Origin of the sequence: Ensifer sp. LC163 (assembly GCF_001695855.1) — a bacterium.
Taxonomy (GTDB): Bacteria; Pseudomonadota; Alphaproteobacteria; order Rhizobiales; family Rhizobiaceae; genus Ensifer.
Genome location: NZ_MBSS01000001.1, coordinates 254008 through 280672, shown reverse-complemented (window position 1 = coordinate 280672; position 26665 = coordinate 254008). Strand labels below are relative to the sequence as shown.

At 62.0% G+C, this 26665-nt stretch carries 28 protein-coding genes; 13 read left to right on the top strand and 15 right to left on the bottom strand.

Annotated elements, in window-relative coordinates:
• Window positions 1-76: 76 nt before the first annotated feature.
• Window positions 77-964 (bottom strand): SDR family oxidoreductase, encoded by an 888-nt coding sequence (locus BC360_RS01435; protein WP_065793983.1) that lies wholly within the window; start codon window positions 962-964, stop codon window positions 77-79.
• Between the two features lie 222 nt (window positions 965-1186).
• Between BC360_RS01435 and BC360_RS01430 the strand changes: the two genes are divergently transcribed.
• The 3 genes from BC360_RS01430 (at window position 1187) to BC360_RS01420 (ending at window position 3390) form a co-directional block, all read left to right on the top strand.
• On the top strand, window positions 1187-1591 hold the full coding sequence (locus BC360_RS01430; protein WP_065793982.1) for a winged helix-turn-helix transcriptional regulator: 405 nt from the start codon (window positions 1187-1189) through the stop codon (window positions 1589-1591).
• Window positions 1592-1609: 18 nt separating this feature from the next.
• Entirely contained in the window at window positions 1610-2881 is a 1272-nt protein-coding gene (locus BC360_RS01425) for an FAD-dependent oxidoreductase (protein ID WP_065793981.1), read from the top strand.
• 134 nt (window positions 2882-3015) lie between these two features.
• Window positions 3016-3390 carry a VOC family protein gene (locus BC360_RS01420; RefSeq protein ID WP_065793980.1) on the top strand — a complete coding sequence of 125 codons (375 nt, stop codon included), beginning with the start codon at window positions 3016-3018 and terminating at the stop codon, window positions 3388-3390.
• Window positions 3391-3550: 160 nt separating this feature from the next.
• Here BC360_RS01420 and BC360_RS01415 read toward each other — a convergent pair whose 3' ends face one another.
• Window positions 3551-4270, bottom strand: coding sequence for an aspartate/glutamate racemase family protein (locus BC360_RS01415; protein ID WP_083222384.1), 720 nt, complete (start codon window positions 4268-4270; stop codon window positions 3551-3553).
• A 200-nt stretch (window positions 4271-4470) separates the two neighbouring features.
• Here BC360_RS01415 and BC360_RS01410 point away from each other — a divergent pair, with 200 nt between their 5' ends.
• The 3 genes from BC360_RS01410 (at window position 4471) to BC360_RS01400 (ending at window position 5629) form a co-directional block, all read left to right on the top strand.
• Window positions 4471-4935, top strand: coding sequence for an Lrp/AsnC family transcriptional regulator (locus BC360_RS01410; RefSeq protein ID WP_065787031.1), 465 nt, complete (start codon window positions 4471-4473; stop codon window positions 4933-4935).
• Window positions 4936-4943: 8 nt separating this feature from the next.
• Window positions 4944-5351 (top strand): isochorismatase family protein, encoded by a 408-nt coding sequence (locus BC360_RS01405; protein WP_208858141.1) that lies wholly within the window; start codon window positions 4944-4946, stop codon window positions 5349-5351.
• Window positions 5352-5449: 98 nt separating this feature from the next.
• On the top strand, window positions 5450-5629 hold the full coding sequence (locus BC360_RS01400) for a hypothetical protein (protein ID WP_065793978.1): 180 nt from the start codon (window positions 5450-5452) through the stop codon (window positions 5627-5629).
• Between the two features lie 184 nt (window positions 5630-5813).
• On the opposite strand, the gene BC360_RS01395 is transcribed toward BC360_RS01400, so the two are convergent.
• From BC360_RS01395 to BC360_RS01385, 3 genes are all read right to left on the bottom strand, one after another.
• On the bottom strand, window positions 5814-6083 hold the full coding sequence (locus BC360_RS01395) for an antibiotic biosynthesis monooxygenase (protein ID WP_065793977.1): 270 nt from the start codon (window positions 6081-6083) through the stop codon (window positions 5814-5816).
• A gap of 171 nt (window positions 6084-6254) precedes the next feature.
• Window positions 6255-6518 carry a hypothetical protein gene (locus tag BC360_RS01390; protein ID WP_065786879.1) on the bottom strand — a complete coding sequence of 88 codons (264 nt, stop codon included), beginning with the start codon at window positions 6516-6518 and terminating at the stop codon, window positions 6255-6257.
• Between the two features lie 476 nt (window positions 6519-6994).
• Complete coding sequence (locus BC360_RS01385) at window positions 6995-7390, bottom strand: Ohr family peroxiredoxin (protein WP_065793976.1); 396 nt, start codon at window positions 7388-7390, stop codon at window positions 6995-6997.
• A 154-nt stretch (window positions 7391-7544) separates the two neighbouring features.
• On the opposite strand from BC360_RS01385, the gene BC360_RS01380 reads away from it, so the two are divergent.
• The 4 genes from BC360_RS01380 to BC360_RS01365 all read left to right on the top strand — a co-directional run bounded on the left by BC360_RS01380 (window position 7545) and on the right by BC360_RS01365 (window position 12031).
• Window positions 7545-8051, top strand: a complete 507-nt coding sequence (locus BC360_RS01380) for a MarR family winged helix-turn-helix transcriptional regulator (protein WP_065787032.1) — start codon at window positions 7545-7547, stop codon at window positions 8049-8051.
• A gap of 658 nt (window positions 8052-8709) precedes the next feature.
• Window positions 8710-9978, top strand: coding sequence for an NAD(P)/FAD-dependent oxidoreductase (locus BC360_RS01375; protein WP_065794257.1), 1269 nt, complete (start codon window positions 8710-8712; stop codon window positions 9976-9978).
• 343 nt (window positions 9979-10321) lie between these two features.
• The gene (locus BC360_RS01370; RefSeq protein ID WP_065786881.1) at window positions 10322-10795 is read left to right on the top strand and encodes a hypothetical protein; all 474 of its coding nucleotides are present in this window, start codon (window positions 10322-10324) and stop codon (window positions 10793-10795) included.
• A 3-nt stretch (window positions 10796-10798) separates the two neighbouring features.
• Window positions 10799-12031: an HlyD family secretion protein gene (locus tag BC360_RS01365; protein ID WP_065793975.1), complete on the top strand. Its 1233-nt coding sequence runs from the start codon at window positions 10799-10801 to the stop codon at window positions 12029-12031.
• A gap of 105 nt (window positions 12032-12136) precedes the next feature.
• Here the strand turns inward: BC360_RS01365 and BC360_RS01360 are convergent, their stop codons facing one another.
• From BC360_RS01360 to BC360_RS01350, 3 genes are all read right to left on the bottom strand, one after another.
• Window positions 12137-12556: a DUF1801 domain-containing protein gene (locus tag BC360_RS01360; protein ID WP_065793974.1), complete on the bottom strand. Its 420-nt coding sequence runs from the start codon at window positions 12554-12556 to the stop codon at window positions 12137-12139.
• A 217-nt stretch (window positions 12557-12773) separates the two neighbouring features.
• Entirely contained in the window at window positions 12774-13271 is a 498-nt protein-coding gene (locus BC360_RS01355) for a GNAT family N-acetyltransferase (protein WP_083222383.1), read from the bottom strand.
• Between the two features lie 159 nt (window positions 13272-13430).
• Window positions 13431-13862, bottom strand: a complete 432-nt coding sequence (locus BC360_RS01350) for a rhodanese-like domain-containing protein (protein ID WP_065793973.1) — start codon at window positions 13860-13862, stop codon at window positions 13431-13433.
• Window positions 13863-13932: 70 nt separating this feature from the next.
• Here BC360_RS01350 and ftrA point away from each other — a divergent pair, with 70 nt between their 5' ends.
• Window positions 13933-14988 carry a transcriptional regulator FtrA gene (gene ftrA / locus BC360_RS01345; RefSeq protein ID WP_065793972.1) on the top strand — a complete coding sequence of 352 codons (1056 nt, stop codon included), beginning with the start codon at window positions 13933-13935 and terminating at the stop codon, window positions 14986-14988.
• 320 nt (window positions 14989-15308) lie between these two features.
• On the opposite strand, the gene BC360_RS01340 is transcribed toward ftrA, so the two are convergent.
• Together BC360_RS01340 and BC360_RS01335 are read right to left on the bottom strand one after the other, a co-directional pair.
• Entirely contained in the window at window positions 15309-17699 is a 2391-nt protein-coding gene (locus BC360_RS01340) for an arylsulfatase (protein WP_065786885.1), read from the bottom strand.
• A gap of 251 nt (window positions 17700-17950) precedes the next feature.
• Window positions 17951-18946 carry a nucleoside recognition domain-containing protein gene (locus BC360_RS01335; protein WP_065786886.1) on the bottom strand — a complete coding sequence of 332 codons (996 nt, stop codon included), beginning with the start codon at window positions 18944-18946 and terminating at the stop codon, window positions 17951-17953.
• A gap of 117 nt (window positions 18947-19063) precedes the next feature.
• Between BC360_RS01335 and BC360_RS01330 the strand changes: the two genes are divergently transcribed.
• Window positions 19064-19516, top strand: a complete 453-nt coding sequence (locus BC360_RS01330; RefSeq protein ID WP_065786887.1) for an Lrp/AsnC family transcriptional regulator — start codon at window positions 19064-19066, stop codon at window positions 19514-19516.
• Between the two features lie 103 nt (window positions 19517-19619).
• Here BC360_RS01330 and BC360_RS01325 read toward each other — a convergent pair whose 3' ends face one another.
• Together BC360_RS01325 and BC360_RS01320 are read right to left on the bottom strand one after the other, a co-directional pair.
• Complete coding sequence (locus tag BC360_RS01325; protein ID WP_065793971.1) at window positions 19620-20369, bottom strand: SDR family oxidoreductase; 750 nt, start codon at window positions 20367-20369, stop codon at window positions 19620-19622.
• A gap of 1144 nt (window positions 20370-21513) precedes the next feature.
• Window positions 21514-22506 carry a threo-3-hydroxy-L-aspartate ammonia-lyase gene (locus BC360_RS01320; RefSeq protein ID WP_139109871.1) on the bottom strand — a complete coding sequence of 331 codons (993 nt, stop codon included), beginning with the start codon at window positions 22504-22506 and terminating at the stop codon, window positions 21514-21516.
• A 312-nt stretch (window positions 22507-22818) separates the two neighbouring features.
• On the opposite strand from BC360_RS01320, the gene BC360_RS01315 reads away from it, so the two are divergent.
• Window positions 22819-23226, top strand: coding sequence for a GFA family protein (locus BC360_RS01315; protein ID WP_065793970.1), 408 nt, complete (start codon window positions 22819-22821; stop codon window positions 23224-23226).
• A 75-nt stretch (window positions 23227-23301) separates the two neighbouring features.
• On the opposite strand, the gene BC360_RS01310 is transcribed toward BC360_RS01315, so the two are convergent.
• The 3 genes from BC360_RS01310 to BC360_RS01300 form a co-directional block, all read right to left on the bottom strand.
• Complete coding sequence (locus tag BC360_RS01310) at window positions 23302-24000, bottom strand: Type 1 glutamine amidotransferase-like domain-containing protein (RefSeq protein ID WP_244512649.1); 699 nt, start codon at window positions 23998-24000, stop codon at window positions 23302-23304.
• 230 nt (window positions 24001-24230) lie between these two features.
• A complete protein-coding gene (locus BC360_RS01305) occupies window positions 24231-24626 on the bottom strand; it encodes a hypothetical protein (RefSeq protein ID WP_065793969.1) in 396 nt (131 codons plus the stop codon).
• 81 nt (window positions 24627-24707) lie between these two features.
• Complete coding sequence (locus BC360_RS01300) at window positions 24708-26651, bottom strand: MacB family efflux pump subunit (RefSeq protein ID WP_065793968.1); 1944 nt, start codon at window positions 26649-26651, stop codon at window positions 24708-24710.
• Window positions 26652-26665 lie beyond the last annotated feature (14 nt).

Genomic DNA, 26665 nt, shown 5'->3' with positions numbered 1-26665 from the left:
AAAGTCTGCAGGCGATGGGTTGTCGACAGATTGAGAGCCGGCATTTGCCGGCCCTCTTCGTTTCAATGGTAACCGCTCAGCCGGCAAGTCTTGCCTTGCTGGCTTCGAGGAAGGCGGCGAGCGGCAGCGGCGTGGTGCCGGTCAGGGTCGTCACGTCGCTTGTCACCATGTCGATATGGCCCTCGCGGGTGTTGGCGTCGAAGGAGACGACGATCGGGATGAGGAAGTCGGGCAGGCCCGCCCCCTTCAACCCGCCGGCCAGCGCGTCGTCGGAAATGTGCACGACATCGAGCGGCTTGCCGGCCGCCTTGGAGACGAGAGCGGCGATCTCGTCGGTCGAGCGCAGCTCCGGGCCGGTCAGCGTGTAAATGCGGCTTTCATTGCCGGCCGAAAGCAGGGCGGCGGCGGCGGCTTGCGCCGCATCGGCGCGCGCGAGGTGGGCGAGGCGGCCCTTGCCCGAGGACGAGTACCACTGTCCGGTTTCAAGCGCATGCGGCAGCGCCATGAACAGGTTCTCCATGTACCAGCCGTTGCGAAGGATCGTGTAGGGGATGCCGGTTGCCTTGATGGCGTTTTCGGTGCCCAGATGATCAGGCGCAAACGGAATGACCGAGGTCTCCGGATTCGGCATCGAGGTGTAGAGGATGTGCTTCGCGCCGGCCTTTTGGGCGGCCGTGACGGCAGCCAGGTGCTGACGTAGGCGCTTGCCCGGCTGGTCCAACGCGTCGGTGGAAATGATCAGGATGCGATCGGCGCCGGCAAAAGCCGCGTCGAGCGAGGCCGGAGCGTCGAAGTCTGCAACGCGTGCCTGTACGCCCTTGCCGACATAGTCGGAAAGCTTTGCCGTATCGCGGCTGGTGGCGATGATGTTGGCCGGCTCGACCTTGCCGGATGCCAGCAGCGCATCAAGCACGAGCTTGCCGAGTTGGCCGGTGGCGCCGGTCACGAGCAATGTTTCGGACATGAACTTTTCCTTCTTCTCTGTGATGTCAGCCGATTTGCCCCGTGTAGAGCATCCATGCTGATTGTAGGTCTCTTTTTGAGAGTTGCTCTAATCTAGTAATCTGGTAAGAGCTGTAAAGGAGGCAGTTTTTTCTGCTGTGGTTACACAAAGGGTACCGCCCCCCCCAATGAGCAAACCGAGATGAGCAAACCGAGATGGGCAAACCGAGATGGGCAGGCTGGCATGAACAAGCTGACCGGTGATGTGAAGGGCAAGCGCGTGGCGATGGTCTGCGGCGTGCCGATGGATGTCGAGAACTGTCCGGTGCGCGATGTCATGGACAATATCGGCGGCAAGTGGAATTCGCTGATGATCCTGTCCCTGGCCGACGGGCCTTTAAGGTTTTCCGGGCTCAGGCGGCTGATCCCGGATATTTCCCAGCGCATGCTGACGCAGACGCTGCGCGACCTGCAGCGCGACGGCTATATCAGCCGCACGGTCTTTCCGACGCAGCCGCCGAGCGTGGAATATGCGCTGACCGATCTTGGGCGCTCACTCCTGGAATTGCTGAAGCATTTCGTCGACTGGTCGCTTGCCAACCATGCGGCAATCCGCACGGCCCGCGACACCTATGACGGCGCGCCGTGAGCGGCTATTGCCGACCTCATGAAGAGACTCGATATCGGCATTGCCGGCGCCGGGCCGGCCGGGCTCGCCTTAGCGCTCATGCTTTCCCGGCAGGGCCACCGCGTTGAAATTCTGGAACGTTTCGCGGAAGCCTCGCCTGTCGGCTCCGGGCTGATGTTGCAGCCGACCGGGCTGACGGCGCTCGACGCGCTCGGGCTGCTGCCGGCGATGATGACGCTCGGCAGCCGCATCGACCGGCTGCACGGCGCCGACGCGACGAGCGGCCGCACCGTGCTCGACGTGCGCTATGACGCACTTTCGGGCGGCCGTTTCGGGCTGGCGGTGCAGCGCGCGGCGCTGTTCGGGGTGCTGCACGATGCCGTCGCGGCGGCCGGCATCCCTGTTCACACCGGGGTGACGCTTGCCGCGGCCACGACCCTTGGTGCAAAGGCGGTGCTGGTGGATGCCTCCGGCCGGGAAACCGGATGCTATGATCTCGTCATCGACGCGACTGGCGCGCGCTCGACAATTGCGGCGGGGGCAACGACGGCGCCCGGTGTGCGCGAGCTTGCCTATGGCGCCTTTTGGGCGACGCTCGACAGCGACGGCCTGACCCATGACCGAAACGCGCTGACACAGCGCTACGACCGCGCCAAGGTGATGATCGGCATTCTGCCGGCGGGCCGGGCACGGCCGGCAGCGCGCGACCATGTTGCCTTCTTCTGGAGCGTCAAGGTCTGCGATGCCAACGCCGTGAAGATGGCGGGCCTCAACAGATGGAAGGCGGGCATTCGCGGCTACTGGCCGGATTGCGCGCCCCTGCTCGACCAGATCGATGATTGGGACCAGCTGACGCTGGCGCGCTATGCCCACCGCACCATGCGCCCGCCCGTGTCGGGCCGTGTCGCCTTTGTCGGCGACAGCGCCCATTCGACCAGTCCGCAACTGGGGCAGGGCGCGAACATGGCGCTGATCGATGCCGCGACCCTTGCCCAGGCGTTGTCGGTGACCGACAACATCAATGCAGCACTTGCCGCCTATGGCCGCGCAAGGCGCAATCATATGGCGCTGTTCCAATTGCTGTCGCTGGCCTTCACACCCTTCTACCAGTCGGATTCGACAGCCCTTGCCTGGCTGCGCGACCGGCTGGTGGCGACCATCGCACGCATCCCGCCGGCACCGGCGCTGCTGGCCTCAATCGTCTCGGGCACGCTGATCGACCCCTTCGCGGCTGCCGGGCTCGAGGAGTGCGACTGGCACGCCGTTCGCGCGCAGCCTCTCGCCGAAAACGCTCTCGCCATGTCGGCCTGAGCGCACCGCGAGCCCCCGCATCAGCGTGCAACGCATCGTCTTGGACGCCGGATGAAACCCTGTATAAGGCCCGCTCCCTGCAGGGGCGGTGATACCGATCCCCAAATGATTCTTTGCGCTGGCGAGGTGTTGCGATGACTGATTTTGTGGCTGCGGTTCTGGTGCATGTCGCCGACGTGGAGGCTGGGCTTTCCTGGTACCAGCGTGCCTTCCCACGGGCCGAACGGCGCCGGCTGGACGCCTTCGATTTCGAGTATCTGCAGATCGGTTCGACCCATCTGGAAATCGTGCCGGCGGACGAGAAGGTGGCAAGCGGCGCGGCCGGTTCGGTCGTCTATTGGCAGGTCGAGGATTTCGACCGGGCGCTTGCCCACTTCAACGATCTCGGCGCGCCGCTTTATCGCGGTCCGCTGGCGATCGAAGACGAATTGTGGATGTGCCAGGTTCGCGATCCCTGGGGCAATTGCATCGGCCTGCGCGGGCCACGCATCGGGCAGGAAACCGCTTGAGTCTTCGTCGCGCCTGAACGGCGGCGAACGCCGTGCGCACGACGCGGCGATTACCTCTCAGGGACCGTTCGGTGTGGACCAACGGGCGATGGCCCCCAACGCAGGCTGGAGGCCATTTTCAGTTGCGATGAATGGATGCAGGCGGCGGCGATTGCCAGCCTTACGCGGCGCGGCGGAAATCCTGCACGCCGAGGGCGAATTCGACGGCGGCGTCGGCGTGGATCGCGGTGGAATCGAAGCCCGGCAGCGGCAGCGCCTTCGGGTCGAGGATCAGGCAGATCTCGGTGCAGCCGAGGATGACGGCGTCAGCCCCTTCGGCCTCGGCCTTGTCGATCAGCTCGATCAACGCCTTGCGGGAAGGGCGCAGGACCTTGCCGGCGCAAAGCTCGTCGAAGATGACGTTGTGCGTCAGCGTGCGGCCGTCCGCATCGGGCACCATCACCTCGATGCCGTGGCTCTTCATGCGCTCGGCGTAAAAGCCGTGCTCCATGGTGTAGCGGGTGGCGAGCAGCAGCGGCTTGCGGATGCCGGCGGCCTTGAGGCGGGCGGCAGTCTCGTCGATGATGTTGATCAGCGGAATGTCGACGGCCGCCTGCACGGCATCGGCGATCAGGTGCATGGTGTTGGTGCAGATCAGCACGCAGTCGGCGCCGGCTGCCTTCAGCCCGCGGGCAACATCGGCGAGCCTTCTTGCGGCGTCGTCCCAACGGCCGGCCTTCTGCAGGTCGACGATCGATTGGAAGTCGACGGAGTGCAGCAGCACCTCGGCCGAATGCAGCGCGCCCAGCCGTTCGCGAACGGCTTCGTTGACCATGCGGTAATAGACCACCGAGCTTTCAAAGCTCATGCCGCCGATGAGGCCGATCTTGCGCATTTCCATCGTCTGTTTCCCTGATCCTGTCGCCATCCGCATCGAGATGCGGCCAGCTGTTGTTCGATGCGGACACTATGCCGGACCTTCATCGGCAATGGTTCGCTTTGATGGCGCGAGGACGGTATTTTGACGCGATCCAATTGCGCTGGAGAGCAATGTTATGCAAACATGCAGCGTGGCATATCGATGAAGTGGGAGTGGTGAGCGTGCTGGATGAGCGTGACAGGAAGCTTTTGGCGCTGTTGCAGCAGGATGGGAGCATGGCGGTCGGCGAACTTGCCGACCGGGTGAACCTTTCGCTTTCCGCCTGTTCGCGCCGCATCCAGCGGCTGGAGGAGGCGGGCTATATCGCCAAGCGCATCGTCGTTCTCGACCGCGAGCGCATGGGCGTGCCGACCACCGTGTTCGCGATGATCAAGACTGCGCATCACTCCGACGAGTGGATCGAGACCTTCCGGCGGGCGATCAGCGACATTCCCGAGATTGTCGAGGCGCACCGACTGACCGGAAACTACGACTATATCGTCAAGGTCGTGTTGCCGCGGGTCGAGCATTACGATGTGGTCTACAAGCAGATCGTGCGCAAGGTGGAGCTCTTCGACGTTTCCGCTTCGATCTCGATGGAAATCCTGAAGAGCGGCACGGCGGTGCCGGTCGATTATGCGGAATGATTGAGGCGGTGAGCGAGAACGACGTCAAACTGGCGCAGGCGCTTTTGGTCGTCGATGTGCAGCGCGCCTTCATCTCGGGCGGGGATGCGGTGCCGGATCACCTGTCGCTGCAGCGGGCCGTCGGTCGGCTGCTGGAGCGGGCGCGGGAGAGGGAAGCCCCCGTCTTGTTCCTGCAGAACGACGCGCCCGAGGGCACCCCGGATGAGCCGGGCACGGACGGCTGGCAGCTGTTCTTCGATGCAAGGCCCGGTGAAACGGTCGTGCGCAAGTCTGTCGACGATGGCTTTGACGGCACCGATCTCGAGGCGCAACTGAGGAGGCACAGGGTCGAAACCCTCGCGATCTGCGGCATGCTGTCGGAAATGTGCCTGGCGGCAACGGCGCGCCGGGTGATGGATATCGGCTTTACTGCATAATTCCTTAAATCGGATCCGATTTAAGGATAAAATTATGCAGCAAGTTTAAAGCGTTACAGCGTCCTTTGCGCGTCATATTTGACGCGCGGCGCTGTAAGGTGATCCTCGCCCATGATGCGCACGCCACCTATGATGTGCCGCCGGGGCCGGGCGGCTCGGAAAGAGTGCCGGCGCGCATGGCGGCGCGGGCGGCCGAATGGTCGCTCGGCGACGAGATCATACTGGTGGGAACCGTTGACGAGATCGGCTTCGAGCCGGCGCTGGCGCAGGCGGGGTAATGCGGGGCTACCCGGCCGCATGATCAGGTCAGGCAATCTCTGCTTTGCGAGCGACGATCCATGCGGGCGCAAGTGGCGGAGAACACGCAACTGAATGCGCTGTTGCCATGACTGCGGCCTTGCGCAAGAGCGTTTGCTGCGCTCCGGAGGCCGGCCGACCAAGCAGATGTCATTTCCGGTTTCTTCACGCCTTGTTGGCAAACCATACGGCTGGTGTGCCCAGCACGCCGCCTTGGCGCATCGCTGCCTTCAACTCGTCCAGCTTGCCGAATGCCTGAGCCGCTTCCAGCGTCGCAAATTCATGCGTTACCGTCACATCGTTGGGATTGTCGGCGGCTTGATAAACCGCCTCCGCCAGAACCCCGTTTGCCTTTTGCATGGGCGAAAATGCGTCGTACACACGGCGCCAGGCCGCGTAATCGGAGACCTCGTGCCTCACGAACAATGTCGTCATATCATCCTCCCGCGTAGTATTTCCAAAGCTGCTTGAGACATGCGTCCTGTCCGGGACGCATCTGATCCAGGGCGGAGAAAGCCAATTCGGAACACGTTTGGGATGCTTTGCAGTGCCGAGGCTTGGTCATGGAAGCCGCAAAACCGTTCCGGCTCAGCGAGGCGTCGATTGCTAGGATTGAACGAGGAACACCAGGGTTTCCGGCAGCACGCCGTCATGCGCCATCGCATCCGCTGCCGCTTTGGTTTGCATGAAGGCGTCCAGTTTGGCCATGTCGGCAACGTCCATGACCAAGCCGACCCGGTTGGACGCCTGGCGGTCTACAAAGGTGCGAATGTTCGTGACGCCGATGGGTTCGAGTATCTGCTTGCGGAGAGGTGAAGCGAGCCAGTGTTTGGCGTCTTTGACATCGTGATAGACCATGACGGTAGGCATGATGCCCTCCCTTGTGGGTCAAAAGTAAGAGCTAAGTACATATCTGCGTTTGGTGGCGTTCATTTCAATGATGCTACGAATGTGGCTGTTTTTTATCTGTGTATCCGAAAGATATTTCTGCCATCACTTCGGATTAATTCGAAGATAATACATTCGGTGGCCAGTTCTGCCGTGGCTGAACTTCGGGGTGATTTCCACGGCGAATTTCACCCGGTGGCGTTGGCTGTTTCACCAACAGTCGCGACAGGGATGAAATGGTGAGCTTGGGTGAGGGCTCGGGTGCGAAGCGCCTATCCCTAGGCAACCGCAAGCTTGACATGGAGGGCTTGGGCGGCCCCTTCCGGGGCCGCCCTGTGCTGGCAACCAGGCCATCGTGTTGTCGATAGCGATGGGCCAGACATGATCGTCCTTCGATTGTTCCGGTTCATTTGCATGCATGTGCCGACGGTTCTCGCCGAATGGAGAGACGATCCGCCTCAGACGAGGTTGGTCTCGACATCGATGTTGCCGCGTGTCGCCTTGGAATAGGGGCAGATGTCGTGGGCAGCATGGATCAGCTCGTGGGCGACGTCGCGGTCCAGCTCCGGCAGGCTGACATTGAGCCGAGCCCCCAGGAAGTAGGAACCGTCATCGACGTTCAGATCGATCTCGGTGTCGACCGCCAGGCCTGCCGGAAGCTTGATCTTTCTCTGCAGGGCGGCGACCTCGATCGCGCCGATATAGCAGGCGGACCAGGCAGCGCCGAAGAGGTTCTCGGCGGCCGGGTGCGGTTGCGCCAGCTTGAGGTCGAGCATGCCGTCGCTGCTGCGCGTGCCGCCGTTGCGGCCGCCGGTGTTGTGGGTCTTGCCGGTGAAAAGAAGCTTCTCGGTCATGGTGGTATCCTTTCTGGTTAATTTTTAGCGTATCCGCTTCAATCGGATGCGATGTAAATATGCGGGCTCGATCCGGATGTCAATACCGTTGCGATTTAATCGGATACGATTTATATAGGGATGGACAGCGAGGACAATGGAAGAGGATATGCCCATGCCCACATCCCCAGCAGCGAAAGGTGCGGAGACGACCGGACCTTCCTCACCGCAAGCCGAAGACGGCGGCAGGAAACTTTCGAACTTTCTGTGCTTTGCGATCTACTCCGCCAACCTTGCCTTCGGTCGCGCGTACAAGCCGATCCTGGACAAGCTCGGTCTGACCTATACCCAGTACGTGGCGATGGTGGCGCTTTCCGAGGAAGACGGCCAGACCGTGGGCACGCTTGGCGAGAAGCTTTTTCTCGAGTCGAACACGCTGACGCCCATCCTCAAGAAACTCGAATCCGAGGGCTATCTGCAACGCCGGCGCGATCCGGCCGACGAACGGCAGGTCCGCGTGACGCTGACGCCGGCCGGCCGCAAGCTGGTCGAAACAGACCCTGGTGCAGCGCTGACGGATGCGATCGGCCTCGGGGATGATTTTCCGGTCGTGCAGCAAACGGTGGTGAAGTTGCGCGACAATCTCCTTCATGCAACGCAGGCCGGCTCTGAGAAGGGGTGAGGATCGGCGGTGGACGGTCGGGAAACGTCGGCATCCGGACGCCAGGTCGGATATTTCGTCACTTCACGATCAGTAGCCCAACCAGCGAAGATAGCGTCGGCATCGGACGGCCGAATTCGTCTTACAAGGAAACGATCCGTGCAGAATTCTTCTGGAAACCGATACGTCGCGTTTATTCCAGGGTCCTTGAGTACTTAACTGCGCCTATGTCAGCATCAGTGAGCTTGGGTTTTCAACGTTCCGCCGCACAGCGTAACGCTCGGTGGTGCAAGATACATGATTTGCCGTCAGCAATCTGAGGGGGACGGCTTTTGCCGCCTCAGCTGCGCAATGATGGCGTGCCTGTCGTCTCGCACCGGTGAGCTTGCGGCCGACACCGCTCCTGCCGCATCGCGACGTGTGCAAACGCGCGATCGCACGACATTACGCGAGATGTTTTTGATTGGGTTTCGTGACGGCAGCGGCGTGTCGATGGAGTGACGGTGCCGGAAGGTCGGCGACGGCTCCGGCGCAGGGTCTGGCCCCGATAGCCAACCACACTATTGCAGTGCCGTAGCAAACGCCATCATCGATTTTGCAAGGGTGACATACAAAGCCGACGGTTGTGTTGGCGCGCTGCTGTCCCACATTTGAGAAAAGTCAAATCGGGATCATGGCCATGCAGGACAGGCATCATGTCGTCGTTGTCGGTGGAGGATTTGGCGGGCTGCAGCTCGTCAACGGGCTTGCGGGCGCGCCGGTGCGCATCACGCTGATCGACCGGCGAAACCACCATCTGTTCCAGCCGCTGCTCTACCAGGTCGCAACCACGCTGATCGCCACTTCCGAGATCGCCTGGCCGATCCGCCATCTCTATCGCGACCGGCCGGAGGTGACGACGCTTCTGGGCGAGGTGACCGGCGTGGATGCTACCGCCAAAGCCGTGACGCTTAGGGGTGGGCAGGCGATCGGCTACGATACGCTGGTGATCGCCACCGGCGCGACGCATGCCTATTTCGGCCATGACGAATGGGAGCCGGTGGCGCCGGGGCTGAAGACGCTGGAGGATGCGACTACCATTCGCCGCCGCGTGCTGCTTGCCTTCGAGCAGGCGGAACTCGAGGAGGACCGCGCCGTTCGCGAGGCGCTTCTGACCTTCACGGTGATCGGCGCCGGGCCGACCGGCGTCGAGCTTGCCGGCATCATCGCCGAAATGGCCCATAGTACGCTGCCGGCCGAGTTTCGCCGCATCGATACGCGTCAGGCCCGGGTGATGCTGGTGGAGGCGGGGCCGCGCATTCTGGCAGCCTTCAGCGAGGGCCTGTCCGATTATGCCAAGCGCGAACTGGAAAGGCTGGGCGTGGAGGTGAGGACCGGAACGCCGGTGACGGCCTGCACTGCTGAAGGCGTGACGATCGGCGAAAGCTTCGTCGCCAGCCGTACACTCGTCTGGGCGGCCGGCGTCCAGGCGTCGCCCGCCGCCCGCTGGCTGGGCATTGCAGAGGACCGGGCCGGCCGCGCGATCGTCGGCGCCGATCTGCAGGCGCCCGGTCATGACGATATCTTCGTCATCGGCGATACGGCCGCCGTGACCTATGACGGCGGCAAGCCGGTGCCGGGCATCGCGCCGGCCGCCAAGCAGCAGGGCGCCTATGTCGCCAAGGTTATCCGCGCGCGCCTTGCCGGCGGCAAGCCGCCCGGCGATTTTCGCTACCGTCACCAGGGCAGCCTGGCGACGATCGGCCGGCGGGCGGCGATCATCGATTTCGGTCCGTTCAAGCTCAAGGGCGCGCTTGCCTGGTGGATCTGGGGCATTGCCCATATCTACTTCCTCATCGGCACGCGCAGTCGTTTTGCCGTCGCCTGGAGCTGGTTCTGGACCTATCTCAGCGGCCAGCACAGCGCCCGGCTGATCACCCAGAAGGAAACCTTGCGCGACGGGCAATAGCGTCGCGGCAACGGCGGCTGGTTGAGCAGCGCGGGCGAGGGACGCGCCGTTGCAAGGCACGGATCGCCTTGCGGCGCGTTGACGGATGGCGCGTTGCAGAGATCGGCAGCTCAGCCCGGATGCGGCCGATTGATAACAACCGTGATCGGCTACGCGGCAAGAAAGACTTTTCTTTACAAGCATCAATTGTATGCTAACCATCTGATATAATGCATGTCGCCCGAGAGTGTGCAGCGGTCGGGACGGCGGCATATCTGGGAACAAGAGCCTCGAGCATGCCGCCTGAATCCGTTCGGACGCGGCGTAACGGGCGATGAACTGATCTGCGTTGGGGGAGACGGAGTTGGCAGAATTAGCGCATCCCAAGGCCATCGAGCACCTGCCGGTCTTCATCACCGCACCCGGTGAAACCGACCTTCTATTCAATTTCGTCGTCATCTTTCTGGTGGTTGCGATCTTCGCGGTCGGTACCTTCTATCTGCGGCTGCATTCTCTGCCCGAGACGCTGGCGCACAAGAGCCACAAGACCCAATACGAGCTGGTGGCGGTTCTGGGGCTGATCTCCCTGTTCACCCACAACAACATCTTCTGGATCGCGGCGCTGATCCTGGCGCTGATCGATCTGCCCGATTTCTCCTCGCCGCTCTCGTCAATCTCCCGCTCGCTCGAGCGGATTGCGGGCAAGGTCGATCAGTCGACTATGGCTGAGCCGGGGGGCATGGCGACGGACCCGGTGGCGAGCGAGCCGAAAGCATCGGCCAGTCAATCGTCGCCAGATCAGTCGTCGCCAGTTCAATCGGTGGAAGGGAGGGCGTGATACATGTTCGAGTTTCTGCTTTGCTCGCTCCTGACGATCTTTCCGGATTATCTCTTTCGGCGCTATGTCCAGGGCAAGCGGTTCGGACGCGAGATTACCCTCTATTCGGTGTGGTTCGAACTGCGCTGGGGTATCACCGCCTGCATCATCCTGACGATCTCGCTGATCACGCTCATCTTCTATTTCCATCCGTCGACCAAGAGCGTCACCTCGGCGTTTCGTACGGTGGCGATCCTGCCGGAGGCAGGCGGCCGCGTGACGGAAATCTATGCCACGCTCTTTGAGAAGGTGCAGGCTGGCCAGCCCCTTTTCAAGCTCGACAGCACCGAGGAGGAGGCCACCGCCGAGGTCGCGCGCCGCCAGATCGCCGAGGTCGATGCACAGATGACCGTTGCGCGCACCGAGCTTGTCGCCGCCGATGGCGCGATCACGCAGGCAGAGGCGGCTGTGCGGCAGGCTCAGGACGAGTACGACACCCAGGTGGAACTGAACCGGCTCAATCCCAACGTCGTCGCGCGGCGCGAAATCGAACGCCGGCAGGTCGCGCTCGAAGGACGCAAAGGCGCGCTCACTGCTGCCCTTTCCAGCAAGCAGACGCTGGAGACGAAGATCTCGTCCCTGCTGCCCTCGCAAAAGTCAAGCGCGGAAGCGGCGCTGAAGCAGGCGGAGGTCGATATCACCAAGACCACGGTACGTGCCGGCGTGTCCGGTACGGTGCAGCAGTTCACGCTCCGGGTCGGCGAAGTCGTCAATCCGCTCTTGCGGCCGGCAGGCGTTCTGGTGCCTGAAGATGCCGGCCGGGCGCGGTTGGTTGCCGGCTTCGGGCAGATCGAGACGCAGGTGATGAAGGTCGGCATGATCGGAGAGGCCACCTGCGTCGGCAAGCCCTTCACCATCATCCCCCTTGTCGTCACAGAGGTGCAGGAGGTGATCGCCTCCGGACAGGTGAGAGCCAGCGATCAACTCATCGACGTCACGCAGATATCAAAGCCCGGCACACTCACCGTGGTCATGGAGCCGCTTTACCCCGGCGTGCTCGATGACGTTCCGCCCGGCAGCAGTTGCATCGCCAACGCCTACACCAACAGTCATGACGAGATGGAAGCGCCGGGCACGAGCACGCTGCGCTGGTTCTATCTGCATGTGGTCGACGCGGTCGGCCTGGTGCATGCGATGATTCTCCGCATGCAGGCGGTGATGCTGCCGGTGCAGACATTGGTGCTCGGCGGCCACTGATCGATCGCGACGTCGAAACGGCGCGGCGCGTGTTCGAACCACGCCTGCCGTCTCGTGCTTGGCGAAGCGGCAGGTCGGGTCGATGCGTGCAAGGAGGCGGCGGCGTCACGCGTCCTTGCTTTTGGCCGTCTTCGCCCGGCTGGCCGAAGGCTTTTTCTTCTTCGACTTGGCCTGGTTGTAGTCGATGGCGGCGCGGATGAGGTTTTGCAGCGCGCGCTCGTCGATCTCGTCACCTTCAAAGACGTCGATCGCGCGCCACACCTTGCCGCCGAGGCCGTTGTTGAACAGATTTTCAGGGTCCGGCAGGCTGGCGCCGTGGGAGAAGGTAAGCTTGACCTTATCTTTGTGGGCATTGCCGACGGCGATTATGCCATCGCGAGACCACACCGGGCTTCCCATCCATTTCCATTCCTCTGCTATTTCCTTGTCTGCTCCGAGGATGATCTTGCGCAGGCTGGCGAGCGTTTCACCACGCCAGTCGGTGATCCCTGCGATCAACTGGTCGATGTGTTCCGATGCGTTCATTGGCTCTCGGTCCTCCGGCTCCTCGATCGCCTGGGCGGCGCAAGCGTCACCGCACAATGCCTCAAATCGGAATCGATTCAAGGTATTATGCGGCAGGATTAATGTGTTGCGGCGCCTCTACATCGTGAAGCGCAGCGCCGTTGCGCCGCCGCACTGTGCTGGCCGCCCGCTTATGAGTGTCTCTGCGAAAGTGCTGTCCTTACTGCCTCGAAGTTCGTTAGCTGCCCGATGATACCGGCATCGTCCACGGTTCCCATACCTCGTCGGGACCGCCGCCCTGGCGCCGGTAGAAGCGCTTGGCCGGCGCGTTGCCGGCAAGCACCGTCCAGTTGATGCGCGGCGCGCCGATGGCGGCGGCGTGGCGCTTCAGGGCGGCGATGAGGGCAGCGCCGGCGCCCGAGGAACGTGCAGCTTCCTCGACGAACAGTTCCTTCAAAACCACCGTCGGTTTCAGGTCGTAGGTCCAGGGAATGACATAGTGCACGGCGATGCCGACGACACGGCCGTCGAGTTCGGCCACGAAGACGCCGAAGCGTGGGGCATCGCACAGACCGTGGTCGATCAGATCCTTTTCGGTGACGGCGAACTTGTCGATATAGCCTTCGAACACGGCAAGGCCACGCATCAGTGTCAGCACCGCAGGCACGTCGCGATGCTCGAACGGGCGGGTGGAAAGGGCATTCGTCATCGGGCTCATCACGGGGCCTTCAAGCATTGTTGTTCCTGCCGGCTACCTTGGCGCGTTCGCACGGGTCCGCCAAGGCTGCCGTTTGGCGATCGGCATTGCTTCGCGCGATCGAATCCGGCCCGGGGAGCCATGCAATGGCCCGCCGATCGCCTGATCCGCGGGCCATCTGCCTCGTCAGCGGTGCCTTCAGGCGGCAAGCAGCAGCTTCGGCTCGCCCGGGGCGCTGCCCGAGGCGAAAGCGAAACCTTCGTCTTCCCAGCCGGTAATGCCGCCGATCATGATCTTCACCGGCCGTCCGAGTCGGGCGATCTTCAGCGCCGCCTGGTCGGCGCCGTTGCAATGCGGCCCGGCGCAATAGGCAACGAACAGGGTATCGGCCGGCCACTCGGCCAAACGCTCTGCGGTGATTTCGCGGTGGGGCAGGTGGATGGCGCCCGGCACATGGCGGCGGGCATAGGCGGCCTCGGTGCCGACTGCGTGCAGCAGCACGAAGTCCTGCTCGCCGCTCTTCAGGGCATGGGCGACGTCGGCACAATCGGTCTCGACACTCAGGCGCTGGGCGAAATGGGCAATGGCGATCTCGGGTGCTGCGGCTGGGGTTTCGGTGACGTAGCTCATCTTGCTCTCCTTTGGTCGAAGTGGGCGGTTGACGCGGAGGGTTGTAGCAAGCACAGGAAAGGGCTGGCAGATGGCAGGTTCGCCATATATGCTCAAGATCATGCCAAAACCGCTTGCCACCTCACCATCGCCCGCCAATCCCCTTGTCGTCGCTCTCGCCTATGACGGTCTCTGCACCTTCGAGTTTGGCGTGGCGGTGGAAATGTTCGGCCTGCCGCGGCCTGAGATGGGCGAGGGGTGGTATCGCTTCGCCGTCGCGGCGATCGAGCCGGGGGAACTGAGGGCGACCGGCGGCATCAGGCTGGTGGCCGATGGCGGGCTCGATCTGTTGGCAGAGGCCGGCACCATCATCGTGCCGGGCTGGCGCGGTGCCGATACGCCGGTGCCTGAAGCCCTGTGCCGGGCGCTGCGCGCGGCGCATGCCGGCGGTGCGCGGGTGCTTTCCATCTGCTCCGGCGTCTTCGTGCTGGCGGCAGCCGGCCTTCTCTCGGGCCTGCGCGCGACGACCCACTGGCGCTATACCGACAAGCTCAAGACACTCTACCCCGATATCGAGGTGGTGCCCGACGTGCTCTATGTCGATAGCGGCGCGGTGCTGACGTCTGCCGGCAGTGCCGCCGGCATCGATCTCTGCCTGCATCTCATTCGCCGCGATTTCGGCAGCGATGCGGCCAACCGGGTGGCGCGCCGCCTCGTCGTGCCGCCGCACCGCGATGGCGGGCAGGCGCAATATATCGAAAGGGCGGTGCCGGAGGTGCACGAGAGCGCGCGCCTCGGGCCGCTGATCGACCGGATGCGTGCGCGGCTCGGCGAGGATTTTTCGATCGCGGCGCTGGCCAAATCCGTGGGCATGAGCGAACGCACCTTCCTGCGCCGCTTCGAAGCGGCCACCGGCACGACGCCGGCGCGCTGGCTGCTTGGCGAACGGCTGGCGCGGGCGCGGCAACTGCTGGAGGAAAGCACGCTGGGCATGGAGCAGGTGGCGGAAGTTTCGGGCTTCGGCTCGACCCAGACGCTGCGCCACCATTTTCGCCAGCAGCTTTCGACGACGCCCGCCGCCTATCGCGCCACGTTCGGACGGACGGCGGCGCCTGCGAACGGGACCGCCGAGGCAGGCACGGAATGACCCATCCTGGGGCCGCGCTGGTCGGACGACGGCGGCCTCGGCTTCGACAACGCCGTGCGTCAAGTACGACCTGTTGCTCAAAAGCCGCCAGTCTTGGCGACCTTGCTGTTTTCTGGCCGTGTCGTTCGAGGCTCTGCGGCTGTTTCAAGCCGCGTAGCGCCGACCTACAGCGCCGCGCGTCCTATCAAACGCGCAAAGGTCGCTGTAGCACTTTGAATTGCTGCATGTTTTTATCCTTAAATCGGATCCGATTTAAGGAAACATGCAGTAGCGGAACCGCGGACCCTGAAACTGGCTGTCCAGGGCCTGCAAATTAAGGGTTACGGCTGCAGATTGACGGTCAGCTTTGCAATTTCACCGTTGAAGGCGAACGGCACCTGATAGTCAGTTTCTTCGACACCTGTGCGCGTATCGACGCCCACATCGAAGGTCTCATCCCAGGGCATCAATGCCGGGATCGTGTGCGGTATTCTCGTGTTCGCAACCTCCTTGCCGTCCACCTTCAGGACGCCAGTGCCGCCCTTGCCCATGCCGGGTCCGTCGGATTTGAAATCGAAGACCAGCGTGTGCTTGCCGGATGAAAGGGTTTCCTGACCCTCCCAGCGGAAGCGCTCCATATTGACGAAGTTATACAGAAACACGGGTTTGCCCTTGAGGAGATAGAACCCGTATCCACCGAAGCGCCCCCCTGTGGTGACGAGCATACCTTCGCCGCCGTTTTCAGGAACGGTTACCTCTGCGGTGATCGTATAGGACTTGTTGATGACACTCGGTGCATTGCTTGTCGGAATGCCTGACATCACGCCGGCGTAGCTGAACTCCTTCCGTCCGGCGGTGGCGCTCGGCCGTGGCGTAAGAAGGCGTTCCAGGATCGAGTTGTCCAAGGGGAAGACGTCGTATTTTGCCGCTTCCATCAGAAACAGTTCCTGCATCTGGTGCAATTTTTCGGGCATTTTTGCAGCAAGGTCGTTGTTCTGGGAATAGTCCTCCGTGAGGTTGTACAGTTCCCACTTATAGCCGTCGACGACGTCGGGCATCGCTGTCTTGCCCATCAACCACGGCGCTGCCGGCGGTGTCGTGCAGGCATACCAGCCGTCGTTGTAGATGCCGCGATTGCCGAACATTTCAAAGTATTGGGTCTTGCGGGCAGATGGTGCCTGGGCGTTGTCCCAGCTATAGGCCATGCTGACGCCTTCGATCGGCTTTTGCGCGACGCCATCGACCATCGCCGGGGCCGTCGTGCCTGTTGCTTCGAGGATCGTAGGAACGATATCGATCATGTGGTGGAACTGAGTCCGAACGCCACCGGCTTCCTTGATCCGTGCCGGCCAGGACATCGCCATGCCCTGGCGCGTGCCGCCGAAGTGTGAAGCAACCTGCTTCGTCCACTTGAACGGCGTGTCAAAGGCCCATGACCAGGCAACCGACATGTGCGGATAGGTTTGGTTGGAGCCCCATTTATCATAGAATTTCATCTGCTCTGCGACCGGCATCTGCATGCCTTCGATCGTGATCAGTTCGTTCGGGGTTCCTATCGCGCTTCCTTCGGCGCTGGTGCCGTTGTCTCCCTCGATGTAGATGACAAGGGTATTGTCGAGTTTCCCGAGATCATCGACGGCCTGGATGACCCGGCCGATTTCGTGATCCGAATAGGCAACATAGGCAGCGAAGACCTCAGCCTGGTGCGCAAACAGCTTCTTGCTTTCTGCGTCCAAAGTGTCCCATTTCGGCAGGGTATCCGGCCATTCGGTCAGCTGCGTGTTTGCGGGAATAACGCCGAGCTTTTTCTGATTGGCGAAAATCTGCTCGCGCAGCTCGTTCCAGCCCATGTCGAACTTGCCCTTGAACTTGTCGATCCATTCCTTCGTGGGATGGTGGGGTGCATGCGTGGCGCCGGGCACGTAGTAGACGAAGAACGGCTTGTCAGGTGCTGCCGCATTCAGCTGCTTGATATGATCGATCGCGTTGTCGGCCATGTCCGTTACGAGATTGTAGCCGGGCTTGCCGGTCCAGGGGAAAATCTGGGTCGTGTTCTGGAACAGGTACGGCTCCCACTGATTGCTATCGCCACCCATGAAGCCATAGAAGTAATCGAAGCCCATACCCGTCGGCCACTGATCGAACGGACCAGCGGTGCTGTACTGAAAGGCGGGGGTGTTGTGGTTCTTTCCGAACCAGGACGTGGCGTAGCCATTCTGCTTCAGGATTTCACCAATCGTAGCGTTCTCGATGCCGATGATCGAGTCATAGCCGGGATAACCGGTGGCCTGCTCGGAGATAACGCCGAAGCCTGACGAATGATGGTTACGGCCGGTGATAAGGGCGGCGCGCGATGGTGAGCACAGCGCGGTGGAATGGAACTGCGTAAAGCGCAAGCCGGCGTTGGCAACCCGGTCAAGCGCCGGCGTCGGAATAACGCCGCCAAATGTGCCCGCAACGCCGTAGCCGGCGTCATCGGTCATGATCAGCAGAATGTTGGGAGCGCCCTTTCGCGGCACGATCTGAGGCGGCCAGTAGGGTTTCGAGGTTTTCGCGTCGAGTCCGATATCTCCACCGAAGGCCGCTGGCGGGTTGGGCAAGTATCGGCCGTCGATCGTCGTTGTTGCGCTGGGCGAACCCAACTCACCTGTGGTTTCCTGCGCATGAGCGTTGAAATTCGACGCTGCCGTCAAACTCAACGTGGCGAGAAATAGCGTTCCAAGTCTTAGCATGTCGCTTCTCCTCCGGTGAAACGGGGAGGATTACAGAATGCTAAAATTAGGCAAGGATGTAACAGTTACGAAGCTGGTTTTGGCGTGTCGTCGGGTGAAGCAAGGCTTCGATGCTACTGCATGTTTCCTTAAATCGTATCCGATTTAAGGATAAAAACATGCAGCAACTCAAAGTGCTACAGCGACCCTTGCGCGTCTGATAAGACGCGCGGCGCTGTAGATGGGCGGCAGGAGCCGCCCCGCCGAAGTTTTCATCCGCCAAGACCGGCTTCCGATGGAGCAAGTTTGAAACCTTCCTTGCGGAAGAATGTCCTGAAAAACACCGCGTCGGGCGCCGAGCCGATGACCCTGGCGATCAAGGCCGTCGCGACGATTGCAAAGATAAGCCGGCCGAAGAACACGCTGGCAAAATCCGCGCCGAGCGCGACGACGACCAACGTGTCCTCGACGAGACTGTGGCCGAAGCCCATGAAGACGCAGGCGAGGAAGACCTGGCGCGGTTCGACGCTTGCCGTGCGCGCCTCGCGGATCAACAGCGCGCCACCATAGGAGATCCCGAGAAGCACGCCGACGGCGGTGAAGGGCACTGTCTGCGGCTGGATCCCGGCGAGGCGGAAGAGCGGCGCCATTGCCCGGTTCAGCCAGCCGAGGATGCCCACCATCTTGAGGATCTCGATCATCCAGCTCAAGGCCAGTAGGACGACGAGCATGGTCGCAAGCGTCTTCAGCGTGCTGAAAGTGAAGCTGATCCAGTCGGAGCCCTGGTTGACCGGTGTCCATGCCGGGCTCAGAGGTGCGGCGAGCCATCCGGTCGCCGCGAACAGCTGGTGCAGGAGTGCTGCGAAGATGAGGCCGCCAACGATACGCAGCGCCGCTGTGACCACGAAGCTTGGGCCCGCTTTCTGGATGATGCGCTGTTCGATCGGAATGGCGTGCGCCACCAGCATCAATGCCGAGAACACGGTCATGTCGGCGGTCGTCAGCTCCGAAACCGGCACCAGCGCAAAAACCACCACCACCGCCCCCCAGATGCCGACCAGCAAACCGGTGAGCCAGGCAAAGGCGAGTTCGGGCGGCAGCCCGACCAGGGTCATCAGCGGCTCGAAGGCCGGCGCGATTGCCCGGATCACGCCCAGCTCCTGCAGGACGTGCGTGGCGATGGTGACGGGAACGATGATGCGCACCAGCTCCCAATAGACTTCGAGTGTCGCGAGCGTCTTGCGGTAGAGGATGATGTGAACGGCCATGACGGTGTCTCCCTGAGTTGTCATCCAAGGACTAGCGCGGGGCCGTTCGCAGTTGTGGTCAAAATATGCGAATCTGTGCAATAAAATTGCACGGCGCCACATGAATGGGGAATCGGCATGGACAAGATCGACAGAAAGCTGCTCACGCTGCTGCAACAGGATGCGTCGCGCACCAATGCCGATCTTGCGGTTGAAGTCGGGCTGTCGCCGTCGAGCTGCCTGCGCCGTATCCGACGGCTTCACTCGGCTGGCGTCATCGACCGGGTGGTCGCCGTCCTCAATCCGGCCAAGGCCGGCCGGTCGGTGAAGGCGATCATCACCGTCGAGCTGGAGCGCCATGGCGAACAATATGTGCGTCGCTTCCTCGACCTTGCCGCCAAGGAGCCTGCGGTGGTTCAGGCCTATAGCGTCAGCGGCGAGACCGATGCGCTTCTGATGCTGCGGCTAAAGGACATGGAAGAACTCGATGCCCTGACCGAGCGGCTCTTCCGCGACGAGAGCAATGTCGCCCGCTACTACACGATGTTCGTGATCCGCACGGGCAAGGAGACGACGGCGATTCCGCTGTGAGGCTTGCAGTTTGCTGCGGGGCCTTCGCCTTTTCGATGACGGTCCAAGCAGCAGGCGCCGGGGCAAATCGCCCCGGCGCGCGAAATCGGCGCTGCCGTTGTCGTCACTTGACCGCGGCATTCCCGCCGTCAGCGTAGAGCGCGGAGCCCGCGACGAAGCTTGCCATCGGGCCTGCCAGGAACAGCGCCGCCCGGGCGATCTCGTCGGGCTGGGCGATGCGCTTCATAGCGTGCAGGCCGGCGGCCCATTCCTTTTGCTCCTTGCTGCCGCCCATCGGCGTGTCGACGCCGCCCGGAAGCAGGGCGTTGGCGCGGATGCCGCTCGCGCCGTAATCGGCGGTGATGCCCTTTACGAGCCCCATCAGCCCGGCCTTGCTTGCACCGTATGCGCCCAGGCCGGGGATGCCGGCGCTGGTTCCGACGAAAGTGGAGGTGAAGACCAGCGATCCGCCGCCGCGCGTGAGCATTGCCGGGATCTGGTGGCGGGTGCCGAGGAAGGCGGAGGTGAGGTTGGCGGCCAGCGTCTCCTGCCATTCCGCGGCCGTGATCTCGGCGAGCGGCTTCATGGCGCCAACGGCACCGGCATTGTTGACGGCGATATCGAGGCCGCCGAACCGGTTGACGGCGGCTTCGACCAGCCGGGCGTGTGTGTCTTCCTCTGTGACGTCGCCGCTGACGGCGATCGCCTCGCCGCCGGAGGCTCGGATGGCCTCCGCCACGGCGGCGAGCGGCGCTTCGTTGCGGGCGTTCAAAACGACCTTCGCGCCTTCGGCGGCGAAGAGTTCTGCTACCGCTCTGCCGATACCCGACGAGGCGCCGGTGACGATGACGATCTTGTCTTGCAGCATGGACATGGACTTGCTCCTCTTGGTTGAGGCGCCCTGAGTATCTTCGGCGAGGAGCAGCGCCCACCCGATTTCCGATGGGGTGCAGCTGAGTGATGGTGGTCATCGAGGATTTGAAGGGCTACAGCGTCGCGCGTCTATTTATATTACTCATAAACATAGCCTCAACATTAGATTGTAGGTGGCGCGTAGTTTGTGTCGTAGGTAGCGTAGACGATTGTCGGTCTATGGAGGGGATTATGCCAACGTCAAATCTCGCAGGCGTATTAATGCGCGGGAAACTATGCTCTCTGTGGCTCGGAACGGTGTTTTTGTTAGGTAGTGCTTTTTTACCACATAATACTCACGCGTCAGCTGATGTTCCTATGGAAAACATGCGGGCTCTGTCGATAGAGTGCAAAGCAACTTACTTTATTGCGTCCGAAAGTCTAAAAGATTCGGATCGAAAGTAGTTGTACAAAAAGTATGTCGGCAAGCTTAAGTTAACAAGCGAGTTTGCCGTAGAGTATTTTAATGCATTGAATAAGAGTAAAAATGAATTAGATAAGGAGGTACAGAACCATATTGATGGAATATCAAAAATGTATGACGCGGGTAATCGAAATGTATTTTTAACATTCCTGAATAGATGTGATGGGATATACAGTGATGAAATGTTGAGGAAAAAGTAAATAGCGAGTTTTGGATTTATACTGTGGAATGACTATCAGTGTCAGGCTGGTTTTATCGTCATCTGGTCGGCCTGGCGGGGTGGTCGGAGCGGGGCACTGTAAACTTAATGAGCTTGCGTCGCGGAAATGGACCGCAGCCGGTGTTCACGCAGTCTGAAGGCGAACAATCTGGGACCATATCTGCAAGGCTGCGGCCTGCAGTTGGGGATGATGCTCAGACGGAATATCGGGGCGGGGGATGTAGAAAACGTTTCGGATCATAGATGGAGGCGGGAACAGTCTCGCCGATCAGTCGTGGAAGATCATGTCCATCGGGCTGCGCGATTGGGCGCATCGGTCATGACCAGCGCACGTTGGTATTAGACGCGCAAAGGTCGCTGTAACACTTTGAGTGGCTGCATAATTCTGTCCTTGAATCGAATCCGATTTAAGGAATTATGCAGTAGCATTGATGCAAACGAAGGATAAGCTGACACGCCGCTTCAGCGCCCGTCCAGAAGTGCGCTGAAGGTTTTCAGATCGATATTACCGCCGCTCAACAGAATGCCGACCCGCGCGCCGCCACAGGCGATTGCGCCATGCAAAACGGCCGCCGCGGCCAGGCAGCCGGTCGGTTCCACGATGATCTTCATGCGCTCGGCAAAGAACCGCATCGTCTCGACCAGTTGGGCATCGGTAACCGTGACAATGTCATCGACCTTGTTTTTCAGGATGGCGAAGTTGTGGTTGCCGACATGGGTGACAATCGCACCATCAGCGATGGACTTAGGCACCGGGATCTGGACCACTTCGCCCTTTCGCAATGATTGCTGGCCGTCGTTGCCTGCCTCGGGCTCGACGCCAACAATGGCGCAGGCAGGCAACAGCGCCCTGGTGCTGAGCGCGCTGCCCGCAAGCAGACCGCCGCCGCCCAGCGGAACGGCGAGCAAATCGATCTCCCCGACATCCTCGATCAGTTCCAGTGCTGCGGTGCCCTGTCCCGCGATGACATCCGGATGGTCATAAGGCGGAATCAGCGCTGCTCCTCGTTCGGCGGCAAGGCGCTGGCTTATTTCCGCACGATCTTCCGTATACCGGTCATAGAAGATGACCTCGGCTCCATAGCCCCTGGTCGCCGCCACCTTTATCTCCGGAGCGTCCTGCGGCATCACCACCGTTGCCGAAACACCCTGGAGTCTCGCGGCATAGGCGAGTGCCTGGGCGTGATTGCCGGAGGAATAGGCGACGACACCATTTTGCCGGGACCGTGTGTCCAGCGCAGCGATGGCATTGTACGCGCCACGGAACTTGAAAGCCCCCGCACGCTGCAGATTCTCAGCCTTGAAAAAGACGGCCGCTCCGGCTCGTGCGTCCGCAGTTCGCGACGTCAAAACGGGCGTGCGGTGAGCCGCGCCAGCGATGCGTGCCCGCGCGGCCCGGACATCGTCGAAGGTCGGGATGCGCAGCAAAGCGGGTGCCGGTGCAGGATTGATCACGAGAAACCTCCATTGCGCACTCGGTGGCCCGGGTCGAGAGGGAATTGTCCAAGGCACGGCAATGTACCATCGCGCGGGCGTTTGCACGAGCCAGGTCGAAGACCATTGGCGCCATCTGCCTCGCGACACCGCTGACAGGAACCAGACCGCATCGTGCCAGCTTTGTGGCATTTGCTACATAGCGCCGCGATTTTCAAACGCTGCGGCCGGTGCCATAGTCGCACGGCTTAACAGCGTCGTGTCGGATATTACGCGCGCGCGTCGTAACACCTTAAATTCGCGGTGCTTTTCACGCGAGGCGGGAGGGGTGGAATGCTGAAGACCTACACTGGCAGCTGCCATTGCGGCGCGGTGCGCTTCGAAGCGGATATCGACATCAGTGCCGGGACGGGGAAATGCAATTGCACGCTCTGCACCAAGATCCGGCTCTGGTGCGTCGAGGTGCAACCGGAGGCATTTCGCCTCATCGCCGGCGGAGCCGAAATGGCGGACTATCGCGGCAGCAACCCGGTCGCGCATCACCTGTTCTGCAGCCATTGCGGCGTCAGGCCGTTCGAATGGGTCGATGTGCCGAATATGAGCGGCCATAAATATTTCAACGTCAATGTAGCCTGCCTCGACGGCGTCGATATCGACGAACTGGTCGCCGCACCCGTCACCTATTTTGATGGCCTCAACGACGATTGGGGTTCGACACCATCAGAGATACGGCATCTCTGATCGCCGCGGACGCTCACGTTTTGCGGGCCGTCCCTTAGCGTGCGGGCTCCAGCGCTGGTGCCGCCAGCGGCAAACTCAGGACGGCGATATCGAGAAACCGCCGAGTTCGACTTCGCCTGGCGCGCGCACGGCGCCACCGGAGATCCAAAGCGGACTTCCCACGCACTCAATCCGTCCGTCGGTAACAACGACACCGTCGCTGTCGTTGCAGGCGAGGATCGGCCTCGGCGTATGGGCGCTGTAGCGCAGCAGTGCGGGCAGGTAGGTGGCGTCGTCATTGAGGTGCGGGAAGAATTCGAATGGTAGGAGATCGAGCGCATCTCCATCCGTTATGTCCTCGGGTCTCCGGCCGATAAAGAGCCCGTCTGTCGCGATCGTCGGGTTCATGAGAATGGCGCCGGCGCTGACACCGATCAGGGTGCCGCCCGAGAGCGCCCAGTCCCGGAGCGGCTGGATCAGCCCGCTTCGTCGCAGCCGCTCGAGGAAATCGCCCGTATGCCCGCCGGACAGATGAATGGCGTCGCAGGCAAAGAGTGCGGCGATGTCCTCTGCCGAACGCGGTTCGTCGAGATCGAAGAACAGCTGGAGATCAAGGCAGGATCGGCCGTAATAGGCTTGGCCGCTCTGGAAGAAGTTGCGATCCGGCTCCGGGCCGGAGGCCACATAGGCAAGCCGATTTCCGGTTCCTCGCGCCTTCAGCAAGTCCGCAAGCCTGCGGTCGATTGCCGAACAGTCGGGGAAAAGTTGATCGCTGTAGAGGATGAGGTTGAGCAACTTGGCCTCTTGCGTCGCGGCGCCGTCCGATTTGCGCCGAACCACCATCACGCTGTGCAGAGAGCTTTGTCGATCAACAGGCGAGCCGTGGTCAAGTCCGGTCCGCGGCGGGCGAGATGGTGTGAGTAGGATTGGAGGTTCGCCCGCTTCTTCTGCAAAGGCAGTCCGGCGTCATGTAGCAGACACCACAAGAAGGCTGTTCAGATACTTGAACGTTCGCTTTCGCTTTATCAGGCGATGGCCGACAAGCGGCGGCCATATCGCCAGACGCCAAGCCAACTGAAGTAGTTGACGAGAAGCGACATCGAGATCCAGAGCAGGCTGGTGAAGTTATCGCCGCCTTCGAGCAGGCCGACAAATCGAACGATGTTGAGCAATGAAAGGCATCCGAGCGCGATGCCGAGGAGCCAGCCGAACGGTCGCCAGAACCCGAAGGGAGGGACATGCAGGTTGAAGGCGTAGGCGACGAGGCCGATTGCTGTGACAAGTGTCATGGCCTTGATTGCGCCGCCGATGATCTTGGTGCTCGACGTCAACTGCACTCCTAAACTCAGCATGACGTAGCCGGCAAATACCAGCCCGATGGCAAAGGCCAGGCTATAAAGAACTGCAAAGACCTTCCACATAGCGAATCACACCCACAGGCTGCAAAATGCCACCTTGGGTGGCGCGGCGCGTTTTGTCCACTGGCCGCCGCGCGCCATGCCTCAATCAGCACTGAGCGCCACGGCCGGCTGCAGCCTCGAGGCGTTGCGGGCGGGGAGGAAGCCGAAGACGAGGCCGGTGAGGAAGGCGCAGGCGAAGGCGAGCGCCACCGGGCCGAGCGTGAAGGCGACGGGCATGCCGAACTGGCCGGCGAGCGCGCCGACGCCGAGGCCAAGCAGGACGCCGAGCGTGCCGCCGATCGCCGAGACGACCAGTGCCTCGATGATGAACTGCAGCAGGATGTCGCGCTGGCGTGCGCCGGTTGCCATGCGCACGCCGATCTCGCGGGTGCGCTCGCTGACCGAGACGAGCATGATGTTCATCACGCCGATACCGCCGACGAGCAGCGAGATGGCGGCGACCGAGCCCAGGAACAGCTTCATCGTATTGGAGGTTTCGGTGAAGGCCTCGCGCACCGACGACATGTTGGTGATCTGGGTGTCCTGACGCTTGTGGCGCTGGTCGAGCAGGGACTGGATCGTCTGCTGCGTGATGTCGATGGCGGCTGCGTCCTTCACCTGCACGGTGATGGTGCGCACGTTGCGCTGGCCGAAGAGGCGCATGCTGCCCGTCGTCAGCGGCACGAGCACGACGTCGTCCTGGTCGTTGCCGAAGGAGGTGGCGCCCATCTCGGCCATCACGCCGATGACCTGGAACGGGATCTTGTTGACGAGCACATATTGCCCGAGTGGGTTGTCGCCGTCGGGAAACAGCGTCTTGACCACGGTCTGGCCGAGGACCGCCACCGGCGCATAGGTGTCCATGTCGTCCTGGGTGAGGAACTCGCCCTGCTGCATCTTCCAGGATTTTGCCGTGGTGAATTGCGGCACGGTGCCGTTGGCGCTCGTCTGGTAGTCGACATTGCCGCGCCGGACCGTGACATTGCTGGTCAGTTCGGGCACGGCAAAGGCGACGTTCGGCACCTCGAGGATGGCGTCGGCATCGGCGGGAACGAGGGTGACGTTGCTGCCGCCGGCGCTGCCGCGGAAGTTGGCCATGCTCGGCCGCACCACCAGGAGGTCGGAGCCCATGGAGGAAATGCGGTTGAGCACGGAATCCTGCGCGCCGGTGCCGATCGCCAGCATGGCGACCACCGAGCCGACGCCGATGACGATGCCGAGCAAAGTGAGGATGGTACGGAAGAGATTGGCGCGCAGCGCCCTAAACGCCATCTTCACGGCTTCGGTGACGTCGGCAATTGCCGCCGAGCCCTCGCTCACCGTCCGGCTCAGCGCCCGCGCCGCCTCCGGATTGCTGCGGCTCTTCTTGGTGCGGTCGGCGACGATGCGGCCGTCATGGATCTCGATCAGCCGGTCGGCCTGTTCGGCGACCTCGCGCGAGTGGGTGATGACGATGACCGTGTGGCCGTTGTCGTTCATGTCGCGCAGGAGCGCCATGACATCGGAGCCGCTCTGGCTGTCGAGTGCGCCGGTCGGCTCGTCGGCCAGCACCACGCGGCCGCCGTTCATCAGCGCGCGGGCGATCGACACACGCTGCTGCTGGCCGCCGGAAAGCTGGTTTGGGCGGTGGCCGAGCCGCTCGCCGAGCTTCAGCTGCTGCAGCAGGGCGCCTGCGCGGTCGTGGCGGTCGCGCGCCGACATGCCGGCATAGACGGCCGGAACCTCGACGTTTTCCTGGGCGCTTGCGGTCGGAATGAGATTGTAGCTTTGGAAGACGAAGCCGAAGGTGCGCCGCCTGAGTGCTGCCAGTTCGTCGGTGTCGAAGCCGGAGACCCGCTCGCCGTCGATGAGATAATCGCCCTCGGTCGGCTGGTCGAGACAGCCGAGGATGTTCATCAGCGTCGACTTGCCCGAACCGGACTGGCCGATGATCGCGACGAACTCGCCAGCCTCGATGTCGAGCGAGACGCCGTGCAGCACCTCGACGGCGAGATCGCCGTTGAAATAGGTCTTGCTGACGTGCCGGAGCGAGAGGAGCGGGGTCATGGCCAATCTCTAAA